General features: G+C 63.9%; 15 protein-coding genes. 8 read left to right on the top strand and 7 right to left on the bottom strand.

Annotated elements, in window-relative coordinates; genetic code table 11:
* The first annotated feature begins 19 nt into the window (after positions 1 to 19).
* Both G6N36_RS04150 and G6N36_RS04145 read left to right on the top strand, forming a co-directional pair.
* Positions 20 to 1810, top strand: a complete 1791-nt coding sequence (locus tag G6N36_RS04150) for an N-acyl-D-amino-acid deacylase family protein (RefSeq protein ID WP_179964708.1) — start codon at positions 20 to 22, stop codon at positions 1808 to 1810.
* Positions 1800 to 2243, top strand: a complete 444-nt coding sequence (locus tag G6N36_RS04145; protein WP_163685191.1) for a nuclear transport factor 2 family protein — start codon at positions 1800 to 1802, stop codon at positions 2241 to 2243. Before G6N36_RS04150 ends, G6N36_RS04145 begins: the two co-directional genes overlap by 11 nt.
* 4 nt (positions 2244 to 2247) lie before the next feature.
* Here the strand turns inward: G6N36_RS04145 and G6N36_RS04140 are convergent, their stop codons facing one another.
* The 5 genes from G6N36_RS04140 to G6N36_RS04120 are packed head-to-tail and all read right to left on the bottom strand — an operon-like array spanning position 2248 to position 7488.
* Positions 2248 to 3345 (bottom strand): amidohydrolase family protein, encoded by a 1098-nt coding sequence (locus G6N36_RS04140; protein WP_163690389.1) that lies wholly within the window; start codon positions 3343 to 3345, stop codon positions 2248 to 2250.
* A gap of 15 nt (positions 3346 to 3360) precedes the next feature.
* The gene (locus G6N36_RS04135; RefSeq protein ID WP_163685189.1) at positions 3361 to 4722 is read right to left on the bottom strand and encodes a type I glutamate--ammonia ligase; all 1362 of its coding nucleotides are present in this window, start codon (positions 4720 to 4722) and stop codon (positions 3361 to 3363) included.
* Positions 4723 to 4750: 28 nt separating this feature from the next.
* Entirely contained in the window at positions 4751 to 5233 is a 483-nt protein-coding gene (locus G6N36_RS04130; RefSeq protein WP_163685187.1) for a carboxymuconolactone decarboxylase family protein, read from the bottom strand.
* A gap of 54 nt (positions 5234 to 5287) precedes the next feature.
* A complete protein-coding gene (locus tag G6N36_RS04125; protein ID WP_163685185.1) occupies positions 5288 to 6772 on the bottom strand; it encodes a sugar transferase in 1485 nt (494 codons plus the stop codon).
* Positions 6769 to 7488, bottom strand: coding sequence for a GAF domain-containing protein (locus G6N36_RS04120; RefSeq protein WP_235689966.1), 720 nt, complete (start codon positions 7486 to 7488; stop codon positions 6769 to 6771). Before G6N36_RS04120 ends, G6N36_RS04125 begins: the two co-directional genes overlap by 4 nt.
* A 157-nt stretch (positions 7489 to 7645) precedes the next feature.
* Here G6N36_RS04120 and G6N36_RS04115 point away from each other — a divergent pair, with 157 nt between their 5' ends.
* From G6N36_RS04115 to G6N36_RS04100, 4 genes are all read left to right on the top strand, one after another.
* Positions 7646 to 7978 (top strand): STAS domain-containing protein, encoded by a 333-nt coding sequence (locus tag G6N36_RS04115; RefSeq protein ID WP_163685183.1) that lies wholly within the window; start codon positions 7646 to 7648, stop codon positions 7976 to 7978.
* On the top strand, positions 7975 to 8376 hold the full coding sequence (locus G6N36_RS04110) for an ATP-binding protein (protein ID WP_163685181.1): 402 nt from the start codon (positions 7975 to 7977) through the stop codon (positions 8374 to 8376). Before G6N36_RS04115 ends, G6N36_RS04110 begins: the two co-directional genes overlap by 4 nt.
* 148 nt (positions 8377 to 8524) lie before the next feature.
* Positions 8525 to 10420 (top strand): SpoIIE family protein phosphatase, encoded by a 1896-nt coding sequence (locus G6N36_RS04105; protein WP_163685179.1) that lies wholly within the window; start codon positions 8525 to 8527, stop codon positions 10418 to 10420.
* Positions 10359 to 12353, top strand: coding sequence for a CHASE3 domain-containing protein (locus tag G6N36_RS04100; RefSeq protein WP_163685177.1), 1995 nt, complete (start codon positions 10359 to 10361; stop codon positions 12351 to 12353). Before G6N36_RS04105 ends, G6N36_RS04100 begins: the two co-directional genes overlap by 62 nt.
* A 15-nt stretch (positions 12354 to 12368) precedes the next feature.
* On the opposite strand, the gene G6N36_RS04095 is transcribed toward G6N36_RS04100, so the two are convergent.
* Entirely contained in the window at positions 12369 to 14438 is a 2070-nt protein-coding gene (locus G6N36_RS04095; protein WP_163685176.1) for an MDR family MFS transporter, read from the bottom strand.
* Between the two features lie 110 nt (positions 14439 to 14548).
* Positions 14549 to 15034, bottom strand: coding sequence for a bacterioferritin (gene bfr, locus G6N36_RS04090; RefSeq protein ID WP_163690385.1), 486 nt, complete (start codon positions 15032 to 15034; stop codon positions 14549 to 14551).
* A 239-nt stretch (positions 15035 to 15273) separates the two neighbouring features.
* Between bfr and G6N36_RS04085 the strand changes: the two genes are divergently transcribed.
* Complete coding sequence (locus G6N36_RS04085; RefSeq protein ID WP_163685174.1) at positions 15274 to 15906, top strand: fatty-acid--CoA ligase; 633 nt, start codon at positions 15274 to 15276, stop codon at positions 15904 to 15906.
* A 7-nt stretch (positions 15907 to 15913) separates the two neighbouring features.
* Positions 15914 to 16129 (top strand): (2Fe-2S)-binding protein, encoded by a 216-nt coding sequence (locus G6N36_RS04080; RefSeq protein WP_163685172.1) that lies wholly within the window; start codon positions 15914 to 15916, stop codon positions 16127 to 16129.

The raw sequence follows: 16129 nt of genomic DNA, 5'->3' as shown, positions 1-16129 counted from the left end.
GGCGCTGTTCTATGACTTGGTGAGTTTTGACACGATCATCAAAAACGGCCGCTGGTTCGACGGCACCGGCGCGCCATCGGCCGTGCGCAACATCGGCATCCGCCATGGCCACGTCGCCGCGATCAGCGCCGCGGACCTCGACGAGACGAGTTGCCGCCGGGTCATCGATGCCACTGGCCAGTGGGTGTTGCCCGGCATGCTCGACATCCACACTCACTATGACGTGGAGGTTCTGGTCGGCCCCGCATTGAGCGAGTCGTTGCGACACGGCGTGACCACGGTGATGCTCGGATCCTGCTCACTGTCCACCGTGCACGTCGACGGCGTGGACGCCGGCGACATCTTCGGCCGCGTCGAGGCGATCCCGCGCGAGCACGTGATCCGAGCCGTCGACACCCACAAGACCTGGACGAACTGCGAGGAATACATCGCGGCGCTGGAAGCACGCCCCCTCGGACCCAACGTGGCCGCGTTCATCGGTCACTCCGATATGCGCGCCGCGACCATGGGGCTGGACCGCGCCACCCAGAAGCGGCAACGGCCGACCAGAAGCGAACAAGCCCAGATGGAGCGCTGGCTCGACGAGGCGTTACGCGCCGGTTTCGTCGGAATGTCCTCTCAGCAACTGCTTTTCGACAAGCTCGACGGCGAGGTCTGCCGGTCCCGCACACTGCCGTCAACGTACGCCAAGCCGCGGGAGCTGCGTCGCCTCAAGTCGAAGCTGCGCCGGACCGGCCGCGTGCTGCAGTCCGGACCGGACATCGAGAACCCGCTGAACCTGGGTTCGCAGGTGTTCCAGTCGCTGGGCATCTTCCGCAATCCGCTCAAGACCAGCCTGCTGTCGGCGGCCGACGTGAAGTCGAACCCCTACGCGATCAAGCTGCTCGGCCCACTGGCACGGTTGGTCAACCGCCTCGGCGGCAACTTCCGCTGGCAGCACCTGCCGGTGCCTTTCGAGGTGTACGCCGACGGTATCGATCTGGTCGTCTTCGAAGAGTTCGGTGCGGGCGCGGCGGCGCTGCACCTTCGCGACGAGGTCGAACGCAACGAGCTGCTGCGCGACGAGGCGTACCGCCGAGAATTCCGCAAGCAGTACGAGAGCAAGTTCGGGATGCGGGTGTGGCAGCGCGACTTCTTCGACGCCGAGATCGTCGCGTGCCCCGACGAGTCGGTGGTCGGTAAGTCGTTCGGCCAGGTGGGCCTCGATCGCGGCGGCCTGCACCCCGTCGACGCGTTCCTCGACCTCGTGCTCGAGCACGGGACGGCGTTGCGCTGGCGTACGACGATCTCCAATCACCGGCCCGAGGTGCTCAAGAAGCTGGCGCGGGATCCCGGCATCCAGATGGGTTTCTCCGATGCGGGTGCGCATCTGCGGAATATGGCCTTCTACAACATGAACCTGCGCCTCCTGCGTCATGTCCACGAAGCGCAGAAGGCCGGTAGGCCGTTCATGACGGTCGAGCAGGCGGTGCACCGCCTGACGGGCGAACTCGCCGACTGGTACCGCATCGACGCCGGCCATCTGCGTGTGGGCGACCGCGCCGACATCGTCGTGATCGACCCCGAGCGGTTGGACGAATCGCTTCAGACCTACGCCGAGTCACCGGTCGAGCAGTACGGTGGCCTGTCCCGGATGGTCAACCGCAACGACGACACCGTGCGCGCGGTCTTCGTCACCGGCCGCGCCGTATTCCTCGACGGCGAGCCGACGGACGTCGTAGGCGCGCAGCGCACCGGGAGATTTCTACGGGCCGCGCACAAGGCGCCGGCTCAGACGATCCACGAATCGGAGTTGACAAGTGTCAGTTGAGGATACGGTGCTGGGCATGTGGAAGGCCCTGTCGGCGCGCGACTGGGAGCTCTTGCCGACCTTCCTGTCTGACGACTGCATCTATTGCGATATGCCACTGGGGCCGGCGCTTTCCACTCGGGGACCCGAGGACATCGTCGCGAAGCTCAAGGTCGGACTCGAACCGTTGGCATCGTATGAGAATCATGACGGCGTTCTGGTCAGCAACGGCGACGACGTCCTGTACGAGCACTCCGAAACCTGGAAGTGGGTCAGCGGCGAGACCGCTCTGCTGAGGTTTGTCACAGTGCACAAGGTCCACGACGGCAAAATCACGGTCTGGAAGGACTACTGGGATATGGGCGGGCTGACCAACACCGCGCCCGCGACCTGGCTCGAGGATGTGACGGCGGCATATGCCGTGCCGATGTTCGATGCGACCGGTCTGATCTGACGAGTCAGCCTAGCGCGTAGACGCGCTCGGCATTACCTCGGGCAATCAGGTCCACGACGCGCACAGCGTCGGACTCACTCCATTCGCCGGCGTCGACGAAACCCTGGAACACATCGCGGATTCCATTGCGCCACAAACGCGCTCCGAGGTAGTGCAACTCCGCGGGACCGAATCCGTCGGACGAATAGAGAATTTTGCGAAACGGCGCCATCTCCACCAACCTGCCGATGAACGCCGACGACCGCGCGCCGAGAAAGTTGATGGCCAGCCCACCGTCGAGATTGACGTTGTTGAACGCCTGCGCCAGATAGCCCGCCTCGCGTTCGTAGGGGTAGCAATGCAACAGCACGATCGGCACATCACCGCTGCATCGCAGGAAATCCAGGAGATAGAGCGGATTCGTCGTGCGCAGGTCGCAGTCCCGATCACCGAAGCCGACGTGAAATTGAATAGGTTTCCCCAGTCGCAGCGCCTGATACAAGCCGAACCGCAGCAGAACGCGGTCGGTCAGGCGCGCCTCTCCACTGTCGCGCCATCGCTGGGCCGCCGTTGCGACCTCGGCGGCGGGAGGCTCCGAGAGGTCACCGGCGAACCCGCCGCGGTACGCCAGAATCGACTTGGTCGCCACCGCGGTCGCCGCCCGCTCATCCAGGATCTCGGCAAATACCGACGCATAGTCGCCTGGTGCCCGAACCGCCTGTTCGGCCACCGATTCCAGCCGGACAATCTCATGCACCCGGCCCACCGACAGGTCGTCGAGCTCCGCCAGATCGGCGACCCCGGTGGCGAATCCGGTGTCCACCAGCCAGTCGGACACCCTGGCCGATGACAGGAACAGCCGGGCGAGATCGGCTTCGGAGCGTTCGAGACGGGCCCGCCAGTACGAATCGGCGTCGACGTGGCGCGGCAGCCCGAGCAGCGGTGCGCAATGGGCACGAACCGCGAACCCGAGTTGGGTGTCGAACGCGGAATCGAAGTCGGCCAACGGTTCGATGTTGGCCTCGTTGAGACTGTCCTCGAACCGGCGGCGGTCCACCGGCGCCAACCGGCAGCCATGCACGTGGTGGTCGATCAGCGACACGCCGTCGATGTGCTCGGCCATTCTGGTCACACGCGCTCACACACTCCAGGCCAGGCGGAACTTCTCCGCCAGTTCTTCGGGCGTCAGGTCGCCGTAGTTCTGCTGCTCGTAGCGTCGCACCGCGACCACGGCGTCCACCGGCTCGTCACCGAGAATCCCTCGCAGCAAGCCGGATTGGTCGAGAACGTCGATCGCCTCCGCCTGATCGCGCGCCAGCAGTCGGATTCCGGCCTTGTCGCGTTCGGCGTCGGTCAACGAGTCGGGGTCGACGGTGACCTCGGGCGGCGCCGTGAGCTTTCGCTCGATGCCGTCGAACGCGAGACCGAGCATCGCGGCGGTGGCCAGGTAAGGGTTGGCCGACGGGTCGATGATCTTGACCTCCACATTGGCCCCCTGCGGGTTGCTCGGCCCGCCGATGAGGTAACGGACTGCCGCCTCGCGGTTCTCGGTTCCCCAGCAGACGTGCGCACCCGACCAGTGGCCGGGCTGCATACGCAATCCGGACAGCACCGAGCCGCACAGGATGCCCTGCGCTTCGGGCAGACCGGCCAGCAATCCGGCGACCGCGCTCTCCCCCTCCGGCGTCATCCCGGCAGCGCCCGAACCGCCGGAGAACAGCGGCACATCGCCCCGCTTCATCGAGAAGTGTTGGTGGGAGCCAGATCCGACGCTTCCCGCGAAGGGTACCGGCGAGAGACTGACCCGGAGCCCGTACTTCCGGGCGACCCGGCCGATGATGATGCGCGTCAGCACCAGCGCGTCGGCCGCGGCGACCGGCGGCTGTGGTGACAAGGAGATCTCGAACTGATTCCTGCCGTACTCGGGGTGGAACTGTTCGATCGTGACACCGGAGTTCGTCGCGGCGTCGGTGACGTCGCGGACGAAACCCTCGAACTCGAGCACACCGGCAAGCCCGTATTGCGCCCACAGGTGCGACGGAAGCTCGCTGCCGTCGGGTCCGACGAGGACGAACTCCATCTCGTGTCCGACCACCGTGTCGATGCCGGCCTCGGCGATTCGGTCGGAAACCCGGCTCAGGGTGCCACGGCTGCAATAGGGATCCGGTGAACCGTCCTGGTTGAAGAAACCGCCGGGCGCCCAACACAACCCGTCGCCGAGGATGCGCAACGCGCCGAGGTCGATCCGGATGCGCTGATCGCCCACCACCCCGATGGCGTCGCCGAACACGATTCCGGTCTGGTCGATGGCGAAAACGTGAAAGACGGGGCTGGCACCGAGTCCGGGATCGGCGAACGCCCCCATCCGGCGCAGCGGAACGGTCTTGGCGTGTGTGAGGCCCGCCGGGTTCACGACGGTGCCGATCAACGTGGCGACACCGTCGGTCTCGAGTTGGGCGATGGCGGCTGCGGCGAGAGGTTTTGCGGCGCGCGACGTCATTACGCCATTGTGCGCGGTGTCGCCTCGGCTACAGCGTGATCTTGCAGGTTTGGCCGATGTCCAGCGTGCGCAGCATTCGGCCCATGCCGAGCCACATCGCACACGACAGCGCTAGGTCGGTGAGCAGCTCGTCGGAGAAGTGCTCGCTTGCGCGCGCCCAGAAATCCTCGTCGTCACGCAATCCGGTGTGGTCGCCGGCGAAGCGCTCGGCGAACTCGGCGGCGATCCGCTCCTGCGAGCTGTAGCCGGGCCACGTCCGCCACTCGGCGGCATGGTCGTAGAGGTCCTCGTCGACCCCAGCGGCGATGCCTTCGGAGTCGCGGGTGTTCTGGCACACCACGCATTCGTTGTCGAGCGCGATGACCATCCGCGCCAACTCGCGAACGCGCATCGGGAGGCGGTTCTTGTTGTAGACCGCGTTGGTGAATCCGGCCATCGCGACACCGATATCGGGTGACTTCACCACCCAGGCTGCGGCGTCGTCGTCGGCGAAAGGTCCAATTCGGCTCATGACGGCATCGTACGCCGGAACCGTCCCGAATTGGAACACGTTCTAGTTTTCCGCCTATTCCGCACCACGCAAGACCGCCGCCACCGTCAACAGGAGAATCTTGAAGTCAAGCGCGAGCGACCAGTTCTCGATGTAGTAGTTGTCCCATTCGACCCGGTCCGCGATCGAGGTTTGCCCGCGCAGCCCGTGCACCTGTGCCCAGCCGGTGATGCCGGCCTTGACGCGGTGGCGTTCGCCGTAACGGTGAATCTGTATTTCGAAGAACTCGACGAATTGCGGTCGTTCTGGACGCGGACCGACGAGGCTCATCTCCCCCTTGAGGACATTGATCAATTGCGGCAGCTCATCCAGCGACGTCGACCGCATGATCTTGCCGATACCGGTTCGTCTGTCCACACCTTCGACACCGCCAGGGGCCGAACTCGACTTCAGTTCGAACTCTGCGTCTGAAGCTGTTTCCGGCCGCATGGTGCGGAACTTGAGGCATTGGAAAATCCGTCCGTCGCGTCCGATCCGGTCCTGCTTGAAGAAGATCGGTCCCGGTGAGCTGAGCCGAACCAACAGGGCCAGCGTGATGAGCAAGGGGGAGATTGCGAGCAGCCCCAGGGCAGCCGCGACGCGATCGATCATGTGCTTGGCGTCGAACTGCCAGCCGTGCGGGTCGGCGCTCGGCAGGGACATCAGCGGAAGGCCCCCGAGATGGTCGACCGTGGCGCGCTCGGCGACCGCGTCGAACATGCGGGGCACCACCCACACCCGCGCTTTGTAACGGTGAGCAACCCGAACGACGCGGGTCAGAGACTCGTCGCGGACCTGCGAGAAGGCGATCAGAACGGCCTCTGCCCCGGTCTGCTCTATCGCTGGGCCAATCGACTCGGGGGTGCCGAGAAACGGGACATCCGGATTCGCATCGAATCTCGCTGCCGAACCTTCGGCATCGAGAAGGCCGACCGGCGTCAGGCCGTACTCGGGGAAAGACCGCAGACGTTCAACGATTCGGCTCGCGACTTCCCCGCTGCCGATGATGAGGGCGGGCGCCATGAAATGGTTGTTCTTCCTCAGACGCTTCCGAATGAGCGAGTGGAAAAAGTGCGGTATCGGCATCAGGACGGCGGCGCAGACCCACATCTTGGAGACCAAGGCCCCGGCACCAGTACCCGTCTGGGTGAGCGTCATGATGCCGAGCACGAAAACAGCGGCAAGTGCGACGTTGGTCTGGATCGGCCCGAACTCGTCGATGAAGTGCCGGCCGAGCTTATGTCGGTACAGCTTCTGCACCGCGAACAGGAATACGACAAAGGGCACGAACAAGGTGACCATCCACGATGCCGGCGGAAGTTGCTCCGACATCGACGACCACCACAAACCGATACCGACCGCCGCCGACGCAGACACGATGTCGATGACGACGGCGACCACCGTGCCGATTCGACCGATACGAACCAAACCGGCGAGTGCCTTGTTCGTCTCGCGCACACCGAGGCGCTGCCGATCGGTGTGTTCGTCGGGCGCCGCCAGGATTGTTGGCGATTTCGTCATATCGGTCGGTGGAATATTTTTGCGCCCGCAAGGTCGGCCATGTCCTGCAGGACGAGGATCTGACCGCCCGACCAGTTGAGCGGCCGGGTATCCCAACTGAAGAGCGAACCGATCGCGTCGTCGTCGTCACTGAAAATCGGAACACCCGCGTACGCCCCGACTTCACCGCTGAGCACGAGCGGATGGTTTGCCAACAGGGGGTGCACGGTGGCGTCGTCGACAATGAACGGGATGCCGCTGACCACGGTGAACTTGCCGATCGACAGTTTGGCGGGGCGCACCCTTTCGCCGTCACCGTGAACGGCGTTGCGCCCGATGATCAGTTCCCTGCTGTCGTCGAGCAGCGACACCGCAGCGAAAGGCGTTGCCAGCGCTTCTGCCGTCAACAACGCGACGGTATCGAGGGCGCCGCTCTCAGGCGTGTCCAGCAGGCCCGTGCTGTGCAGAGCGGCGAGGCGCGCCGGGTCGCTCAACGAGGGCTGAATGATGGGTTCCAGCGCGTCGGGGTTGCCCGAAAGCTGTTGAATCAACAAATGCGATGCAGCGTCGTCCACGCCGACGCCGACAACAGTCGCTATCAACCCTTCTTTGAGTTCTCGCTTTTCAGCATCAGACAGCCCCGTCGCAGCTTGCCACCCGTTTGACGGCGTTGCGTCCCCCACAAGACTCAGCGTAAATCGCCGGGACCCTTCTGGGGCGAAGAGCGCAATCTCCACACCGCGATGCCACGAATCTGACGTCACGCCGGTGTGTTTTCGCGCTTTGATCCCAATACCGAGCGCGCATGGCAAGCTACACGAGGGCTTTGTCTAGCCGTCGGTTCTGGTTCCCAGGGGTGGCACCACGGCGGCGACGACGAAGGAGGAGGACGAGATGAGCGACTTTTCCACTCGGACAACGGAGTCCGGTGTCGTCGTGGTTCGGCCGACCGGAAGGCTGAACATGGTGGCCGCACCCGCGCTACGAAAACAGCTGAACGACATCGTTGATGGTGGCGTCAGTCGAATCGTCGTCGATCTCAGCGCCACGGAATTCATTGATTCGTCCGGTTTGGGCGCGTTGATCGCGGCCCTGAAGATTGCGCGGAACGCGGGTGGCGACCTGCGTATCGCGGCCCCCACCCAGCAGGTGTGCACCGTGCTGGAGCTGAGCAACCTCGACCGGGTCTTGCGATCCTATGCGTCGGCGGACAGCGCTTTCGAATGAGCGAGCACGCGATTGACGTCATGACCGGTCCCGACACGCTGGCGGTGATCCAGGAAACACTCGAGTCGGCATGGGCGGAAGAAGAAGTTTCCGAGCACACCAAGATGTGCATCGAACTCGCGGTCAGTGAGATCGGTACGAACATCATCGCGTACTCAGGTGACGGGCGGCCGGTGCGCTTGCGCATGGTGGTGGACGTGCGGCCGGAAAGCGTGGCCGTCAGCTTCACCGACGATGGCCATCCTGCCGAGGTAGACCTGGCCCGGATAACCATGGCCGACGAGGCCGCCGAAAGCGGCCGCGGACTGGCACTCGCACATCGCGTACTCGACGAGCTGTCCTACTGGCGCGACCAGAAGGGCAATCACTGGACGCTGACTCGGCGTCGTTCCGAATGAGTATGCGCGGCTTCCAGTGACGGGCACGGCTGAATTGGCTGACCAGGTCACGTCGAGCCCGCGCTTATCGCACGCTGGTCATGGCTCGGACACACCGCGTTTCCGCATTGCCAGGTGGCAGATTCCCGACGCCGTATTCATCATCGTCATGCTGCTCGCTTTGGCCGTGGCGACGGCGATCACCCTGAAGCTCCAACCGTCGGGCCTGTTGACGCCGCCATGGTCGCCGGCCTCGGGCATAGCTCTGGGCCTGGGCATCTGTTTTCGGCGACGGTACACCTGGATGCTTGCGTTGGCAGTTGCGGCCGTATCGTTGCCGATCTTAGTGTGGTTGGGACGGCCTACACCCCTCGCTGCCGCGTTGATAGCGGCCCTAGCCGTCGAGATGATTGTCGGTACGCTACTCCTTCGCGGTCGCCAGGACCGCCGACCGAAACTGTTCACTCCGAGCGATCTGGCCAGGTTTCTGGCGATCGCGCTGGTGTCGGCGACGCTCTACGGCGTACTGGCCTCCGCCGCCTTTTATCTGCTCGGGTATCCGGCCGGGGCCGTGGAAACGCTCCAGACCGGTGTGCTCAAGCATGTTGCGGGAATGGCGCTTCTCACTCCGCTGCTCATGGCGCCGACTTACCGGATACAACGGGCAGGCTACGCCGAAACAGTGGGACACGTCATCTGGACGCTGGGAACCGCCACCGGTGTGTTCATATTCGACGACACGCTACTGCCGTTGGCGTTTCTGACCTTTCCGTCCTTGGTGGCCGCGGCGCTTCGACTGTCGACCCTGCAGCTGTCCCTCGTCCTCATCGGAGTTGCGAGTATTGCATCGCACGGCAGCGTGAACGGCTTGGGCCCATTCGCATTCGATCAGCTGGGTGGGCCGACGGGAGTTGCCTTACTACAGGCCTATCAGTTATCGATAGTCGCGGTCTTGCTCACGCTGTCCCTTCTGGTGGGATCCGAGCGGGAGATGTCATCGCGGCTCCACGAGAGCGAGGAGTTGTTCCGCAAGAGCTTCAACTCGTCGGTCGCCGGCAAGCTGATGGGCGTCCGTACGGACGATCAATGGATTGTCGAGCGAGCCAATCCTTCGGCACGGGCTCTGTTGCCCGGGCTACAGGGTGGAATCAGGAGCCTTGACACATTGATGGGTCGCGATGCCGTTGACAAGCTTTCGCAAGCCACCGATTCCCTCGTCGACGACAGCGCCCGCATTACCGTGCAGCTCGACGACGGCCGCAGCCTCGATGTGAGTATCGCCGTGATCGGCGAGACGCCTAAAGGGACCCAGTTCGTCGTGCACTTCCACGACGTCACCGAATCGGAGCGGTTACGTCAGCTCGAACTGGAGGAAATGAACCGGGCCGCCGAAGTTCAACGAGCGCTGCTACCTGGCAAACTCCCCGAGACCCCGGGCTGGACGTTCGGCACGTCAACCAGCCCGGCCAAACAGATCGGTGGCGATTTCTACGACGTGCGCGTGCATCAACCGTCCATCGTGCTCAGCCTCGGCGATGTCATGGGTAAGGGCATGGACGCGGGAATGCTCGCCGCCGCGACCCGCACCGCGCTACGGTCCAACGATCCAGGTATGACTCCGTCGGCGGTCGTCACACGTGCGGCTGGCATTCTCGAAGGAGATCTGCGTCGCATCAGCGCATTCGTCACGCTTGCCTACGTTCAGGTCGACATCGACTCCGGTGACTTCCGGTTCGCTGACGCCGGTCACGGCTTGCACTATGTCCTCCGGACCAAATCCGGCCGGGTCGAAAGGCTGTCGTCCGACGACATGCCCGTCGGATTGGGCGACCAGTGGCGGGAACTCTCCGGCCGCCTTGCCCCGGGGGACATGATCCTGCTCGTCAGTGACGGAGTGCTCGACCTGTGGGGAGGTTCGCTGGACGGACTCGAGAACGCAATCACGCAGTGCGCCAACGGGACTGGGACGGGCCCACAGGAGGTCGTCGACTACCTGTGCGCGAATGCCGGCGAGTTACTCGACGGCGACGACGTCACCGCAGTGGCATTACGCCGTGCAGGGTGAGCCGCGCGCGGTGAGCGCCTCCACCTCCGCTGATGCCGACGCTGCGAACTCGCGTCGGCGGGGCAGGTACTCGCGCCTGACCGTACAGGGGTGGTTGATGGTCGTGTTGTGCGTGATGGGTGTGGTCGTCCTCTGCGGTTCGGCGTCCATCGCGGTGCTGCAATACCGCACCGACGCTGCTGTTCGCCAGCTGGTGGACATGACATCGCCCGCGCGTGCCACGGCCTTTCAGATGCAAGCGGGACTGCGTGACCAGGAGACCGGTGTGCGCGGCTACGTCATCACCGGAGACCGCCGATTTCTCGAGCCGTACGTCGAGGGTCAGCAGGCCGAGCAGGCCGCCGCCGCTCGGGTGCGCGAACGCTTGACGGGTAACGACGACCTGCTTGCCGATCTGGACGCGATCGAAACGGCGGCCGAGCAATGGCGCACCAGCTACGCCGAACCGTTGATCGCACGCGTGTCACCCGGTGAGCCCTACCCGCTCAGCACCACGGAGGCCGACCGCGGCAAGGCCCAGTTCGATAATCTGCGCGCCCTGTTCGACAAACAAAATGAAAACCTCATTTCGGCGAGAGACGACGCCCGCGCCCAGTTGCAGCAGTTTGAGTCATGGCTGAACCAGGTGCTGATCATTGTGTTGGTCGCGCTGGTGGGCACCGCGCTGGCGCTGACCCTTCTGGTGCGCGGTGCGGTCACCCGGCCAGTGGCCGGCGTCGCGGCGGCATGCCGGCGGATCGCCAAGGGTGATTTCGCCGCGACGATCCCAGTCGAGGGTCCCAGCGATATCCGGGGGATCGCACAGGATGTAGACGATATGCGGCGGCGCATCGTCGACGAGCTCCAGACCTCGCAGGCAGCGCGAGCCGAGCTCTACGAGAGCGAGGAGTTGTTCCGCAAGAGCTTCAACTCCTCGGTGGCCGGGAAACTGCTGGTATTCCGTGCGTCCACCCAGTGGATTGTCGAGCGCGCCAACCCCTCGGCACGTGACCTACTGCCCGGGCTGCGGGACGGAACCACGAACCTTGACCTGCTGATGGGTTCGGATGCCATGGCCGCGCTTTCGGCCGCCGCCGGTTCTCTCGCTGACGACGACAACGCACGGCTGACCTTGCAGCTGGCCGACGGGCGCAGTCTGCAGGTGAGCGTCGCCGTCATCGGCGAGAAGCCCGAAGGGACCGAGTTCGTCCTGCACTTCCACGACGTCACCGAATCGGAGCGGTTACGTCAGCTGGAGCTGGCGGAGATGAACCGGGCCGTCGAGGTGCAACGTGCACTGGTACCGGGCGCCTTGCCCGCAACGCCGGGTTGGACCTTCGGCACGTTCACCAGCCCGGCCCGACAGGTCGGTGGCGACTTCTACGACGTGCGCGTGCATCAACCCTCCATCGTGCTGAGCCTCGGCGACGTCATGGGCAAGGGCATGGACGCGGGGATGCTCGCCGCGGCGACCCGCACGGCGCTGCGCTCCAACAATCCCGCGGCGACCCCATCGACTGTGGTCAACGGTGCAGCGGGCATCCTCGAGGACGATCTGCGCCGGATCAGCGCGTTCGTCACATTGTCCTATGTCCGGGTCGACATGGACTCTGGCGAATTCTTGTTCGCCGACGCAGGTCACGGGTTGCACTTTGTCATCCGCACCCAGTCCGGCCGGATCGAACGCCTGGCGTCCGACGACATGCCCATGGGATTGGACGACCACTGGCAGGAACTCTCCGACCGCCTTGCCCCGGGGGACACCATCCTGCTCGTCAGTGACGGAGTGCTCGACCTGTGGGGAGGTTCGATAGAGGGACTCGAGGACGCGATCTCGCAGTGCGCCGATGGAAACGGGACGGGCCCGCAGGCGGTCGTCGACTATCTGTGTGCGAATGCGGACGAGATGCTCGATGGTGACGACGTCACCGCGGTAGCGCTGCGACGCAGCTGATCAGCGGAGGATGCACTACCGAGCTTGCGCGTCCGGGGCCCCGACCAGTTCGCCGCGGTCCTCCGTCCAGTTCCGCTGCACGAGCATGCGATGCACGATTCGTTCGAGCGCGGCCTCGACCTGATCGCCGTCGGGCCGTCCTTCGAACGAGGATGACATGGCCAATTTGTCGACGATGCGCCTTACGATGAGGCTGGATATCGCGTCGACCTGCTTCATTCCGGCCTGGGTGAGCCAGAGCTTGCCTCCGCCTCCCAGTACCAGTCCGTCGCGGATCAGCCCGTCGAAGGTGGGCTCGATGACCTCGTGGGGCACCCGCAGGCGCTCGGCGATGTCGGTCAGCGTGGCCGTACCGAACACCTGGTTCTGCCGATAGATCTGTAGCAACGCCCACATCTGGGTGACGTCGAGGTTGCACTCGGGGAGTTGGGCGAGACTGCGTAGCCGAATCTCGGGTGAGTCGCGGAAGATCCGTCCGATGGCCACTTCGAGGATCTTCTCGGGCGACTCGGTGCTCGGCATCCCGAAGCCCTCACCGAGGTCGCCCGCCGACACGGTTTCGATTTCGCGTAGCCGCACCTCTTTGAGGAAGAGCGACACCACGAAGCCGACAACTGCGACGGGTACCCCGCAGAGGAACACGGTGCCCAGCGAGTCCGCATACGCATCGACGATCGGTGCGGCCATCTCCGGCGATAGCACGTGCAATGCCTGCGGGGAATCCGCGGCCTCGGCGGGCGCCCCGCTGGCCACCAGCGCAGCCGGGATGAGGCCGGCAAGGAAGTTGGCGAACAGCGAACCGAAGATCGCTGCGCCGAAAGAGCTTCCGATCGTCCGGAAGAACGTGACGCCGGACGTCGCCACGCCGAGGTCGGCGAAGCTGGAGGTGTTCTGGACGACGAGAATCAGTACCTGCATACACAGGCCGATTCCTGCCCCCAGGATGAACAGCGACACCGACTGCTGCCACAGCGGCGTGGCGGCCCCCATCTGTGACAGCATCACGAACCCCACCGCCATGGTGGCGGTGCCGACGACGGGGAACACCTTGTACCTGCCGGTGCGGCCGATGATCTGCCCGCTTCCGATGGACGTGATGAGCATCCCCGCCACCATCGGCAGGGTGCGCAAACCAGATTCGGTAGCCGAGACGCCGTTGACGAATTGCATGAAGGTGGGCAGGAATGTCAGTGCACCAAGCATCGCGAATCCGACGATGAAGCCGAGAATGCAGCACACCGTGAACACCGGGCTGGCGAACAGTCGGATCGGCAGAATCGGCTCTGCGACATGGGATTCCACCCACACAAAGACTGCCAGTGCCAGAGCGGAACCGACGAAGAGGCCGATGATCATCGGAGACGACCAGGCGTAGGTGCTGCCGCCCCAGCTGGTGGCCAGCGTCAGTCCGGACGCGGCCACACCGATGAACAGGATGCCCGCATAGTCGATGACCGCCCTGCCGGCCTTGGCCAACGACGGGATGGCCAGGGTTCCGACCACGATCACGAGAACCGCGATCGGAACATTGATCCAGAACGCCCATCGCCAAGTGAGGTGATCGGTGAAGAATCCGCCGAGTAGCGGCCCGATGACGGTGGTGACTCCGAACACGGCGCCGAGGGCGCCCTGGTAGCGACCTCGCTCGCGCAACGGGATGACTTCGCCGATGACGGCCATCGCCGTGACCATCATCGCGCCACCACCAATGCCCTGCAGTGCACGCGACGCGACGAGCATCGTCATCGAGCCCGCGAGCCCACACAGGACCGATCCGGCGAGGAAGAACAGGACCGCCACCTGGAAGACGGCCTTGCGGCCGAACAGATCACCGAGTTTTCCGACGACCGCGGTGACGATCGTGGAGGCCAATAGGTAACTGGTCACCACCCAGGACTGGTGGCCCGCTCCCCCGAGGTCAGCGACGACGGTCGGCAGCGCGGTGGCGACGATGGTCTGATCCAGGGCCGCCATCAACATGCCGAGCAGCACCGCAACAAAGATGATGTTGCGGCGCCCAGGGCTGATCAGCGCGCTGGGAGATTCGCAATCCGCGACTGCTGTATCGGTTCGCGTGCTCGTCATACCTACCTTCCTGTGGCGTCGTACCCATCAGACCTATCGTTAGATAGGCTATGAAAGTTACGACACCGCGGGAAGATCAGGCTCCGCGATGGCGACGGTTTGACCGTGGACTAGGCGCTGGTTGGCGGCCGCGACACGCACTGGGCCGAGTACAGCTCGACGCCGAGCTTGTCCATCAGCTGGAGTTGGGTTTCGAGGTAGTCGATGTGCTCCTCTTCGTTGGCGAGGATGCCCTCCAAGAGGTTCGCCGAGGTCGCATCCTCCTTCTCGCGGCACATGATGATGCCGGGCCTCAGCCGCCCTACCACCTCGTATTCGATCGCCAGGTCGGCCTCGAATTGTTCACGCAATGTCTGCCCAATTCGCAGCGAGAACAGCCGCTGATAGTTCGGCAGGCCGTCGAGAAGCAGAATTCGGTCAGTGATCGACTCGGCGTGCTGCATTTCTTCGAACGACTCTTTGCGCGTATATTCAGCAAGCTCGGTGAATCCCCAATTCGCCTGCATCTTCGAATGCAAGAAATACTGGTTAATGGCGGTCAATTCGCTCGTCAGTTGCTCATTGAGCAATTTCAGAACGTCGGGATCCCCTTGCATCTCGCTCCTAGGCAACTTGAGGGCTGACAGTTGTCGCTGTGGGTGGTGCCATACCCAATCTAGTGCAGGAAATGAGTACTGGCGCATCCTTTACGTTGCGCGGGCGTGTTTTCAGGGTGATCGCGAACGATCGTGACACCGGCGGGGCGCAGATCAGGTACCTACTCTGGACTGCCTAGGCTAAGTAAGGTTAGACTGCGCTAACGCTTGCAAGCCTGGCCTATGGATAGGGAATGGGAATGGGTGATTTCGATCTGCACTCTCTTATTCTCGCCTGCGATTTCCGCGTCGATGACGTCGATCGCATGTGGACATGGTTGAAGAAGCATTCAGACGGACTCGCCGCTATCGGAGCCCACCATGTCGTTCTCTACACATCGATATGGGAACAGAACCGAGTATTGGTGACCATTGGTATTCGGCACGTCCGTTCGATGCGGAAAGTACTGCGGTCACCCGAGATTTTCGAGTGGTTCAACATTTCGGGTGCCGACGACATTCCACCGATTTTCGGTGGCGAGGTCGTCGAAAAGATCGATCTGTACCCGCCGTCAGCCGACGAACATGTCGGCCGGGTCGTCGTCGGCGTCATGTCCTCGGTCGAAGACGTCTCTGCACTGATGGTCAAGGTGCACGACGGACTCGACCGCTTCAAACGCGGCGGAGTACGCAAGATCTGGGTTTATCGCGCGCTCGACGACGGACAGGAAGTGATGATCCTGCAGGAAATCGAGGACGAGACCGCGGCTCGGCAATGGGTAGATCATCCGGATGCGGCCGCGGAATGGATGTCGAATGCGGGCCTCGGGCCCTACCCCACCCAGTTCGTGGGCAGATTCGCCCACCTCATGAGCATCGACGAGCAGAGCTGAGCCGCCGATGTTCGTATGCCTGTGCATGGGAGTGACGAGCCACGACGTCGACCAGCTCGTCGCCAACGGCGCCTGCACGTCCAAGCAGATCACCGAAGCCTGCGGCGCCGGAGGCGACTGCGGCCGATGCCGCCGTACATTGCGCGCCATCATCGCGACCCATCACGATGTCGCCGGCTGCCCGTCGAAGAACGGCTGCGCGAAAAGAACGCTGAGCCGGTAG

The sequence above is a fragment of the Mycolicibacterium gadium genome, assembly GCF_010728925.1.
GTDB lineage: Bacteria > Actinomycetota > Actinomycetes > Mycobacteriales > Mycobacteriaceae > Mycobacterium > Mycobacterium gadium.
This window is presented reverse-complemented; position numbering and strand designations above follow the sequence as displayed.

Excerpts from the sequence above, each read along its gene's own strand:
- G6N36_RS04115 (WP_163685183.1), top strand. The coding sequence starts at position 7,646 with ATGAGCGACTTTTCCACTCGGACAACGGAGTCCGGTGTCGTCGTGGTT.
- G6N36_RS04125 (WP_163685185.1), bottom strand. The coding sequence starts at position 6,772 with ATGACGAAATCGCCAACAATCCTGGCGGCGCCCGACGAACACACCGAT.
- G6N36_RS04085 (WP_163685174.1), top strand. The coding sequence starts at position 15,274 with ATGGGTGATTTCGATCTGCACTCTCTTATTCTCGCCTGCGATTTCCGC.
- G6N36_RS04130 (WP_163685187.1), bottom strand. The coding sequence starts at position 5,233 with ATGAGCCGAATTGGACCTTTCGCCGACGACGACGCCGCAGCCTGGGTG.
- G6N36_RS04100 (WP_163685177.1), top strand. The coding sequence starts at position 10,359 with ATGCCGGCGAGTTACTCGACGGCGACGACGTCACCGCAGTGGCATTAC.
- G6N36_RS04110 (WP_163685181.1), top strand. The coding sequence starts at position 7,975 with ATGAGCGAGCACGCGATTGACGTCATGACCGGTCCCGACACGCTGGCG.
- G6N36_RS04095 (WP_163685176.1), bottom strand. The coding sequence starts at position 14,438 with ATGACGAGCACGCGAACCGATACAGCAGTCGCGGATTGCGAATCTCCC.
- bfr (WP_163690385.1), bottom strand. The coding sequence starts at position 15,034 with ATGCAAGGGGATCCCGACGTTCTGAAATTGCTCAATGAGCAACTGACG.
- G6N36_RS04080 (WP_163685172.1), top strand. The coding sequence starts at position 15,914 with ATGTTCGTATGCCTGTGCATGGGAGTGACGAGCCACGACGTCGACCAG.
- G6N36_RS04105 (WP_163685179.1), top strand. The coding sequence starts at position 8,525 with ATGCTGCTCGCTTTGGCCGTGGCGACGGCGATCACCCTGAAGCTCCAA.
- G6N36_RS04140 (WP_163690389.1), bottom strand. The coding sequence starts at position 3,345 with ATGGCCGAGCACATCGACGGCGTGTCGCTGATCGACCACCACGTGCAT.
- G6N36_RS04135 (WP_163685189.1), bottom strand. The coding sequence starts at position 4,722 with ATGACGTCGCGCGCCGCAAAACCTCTCGCCGCAGCCGCCATCGCCCAA.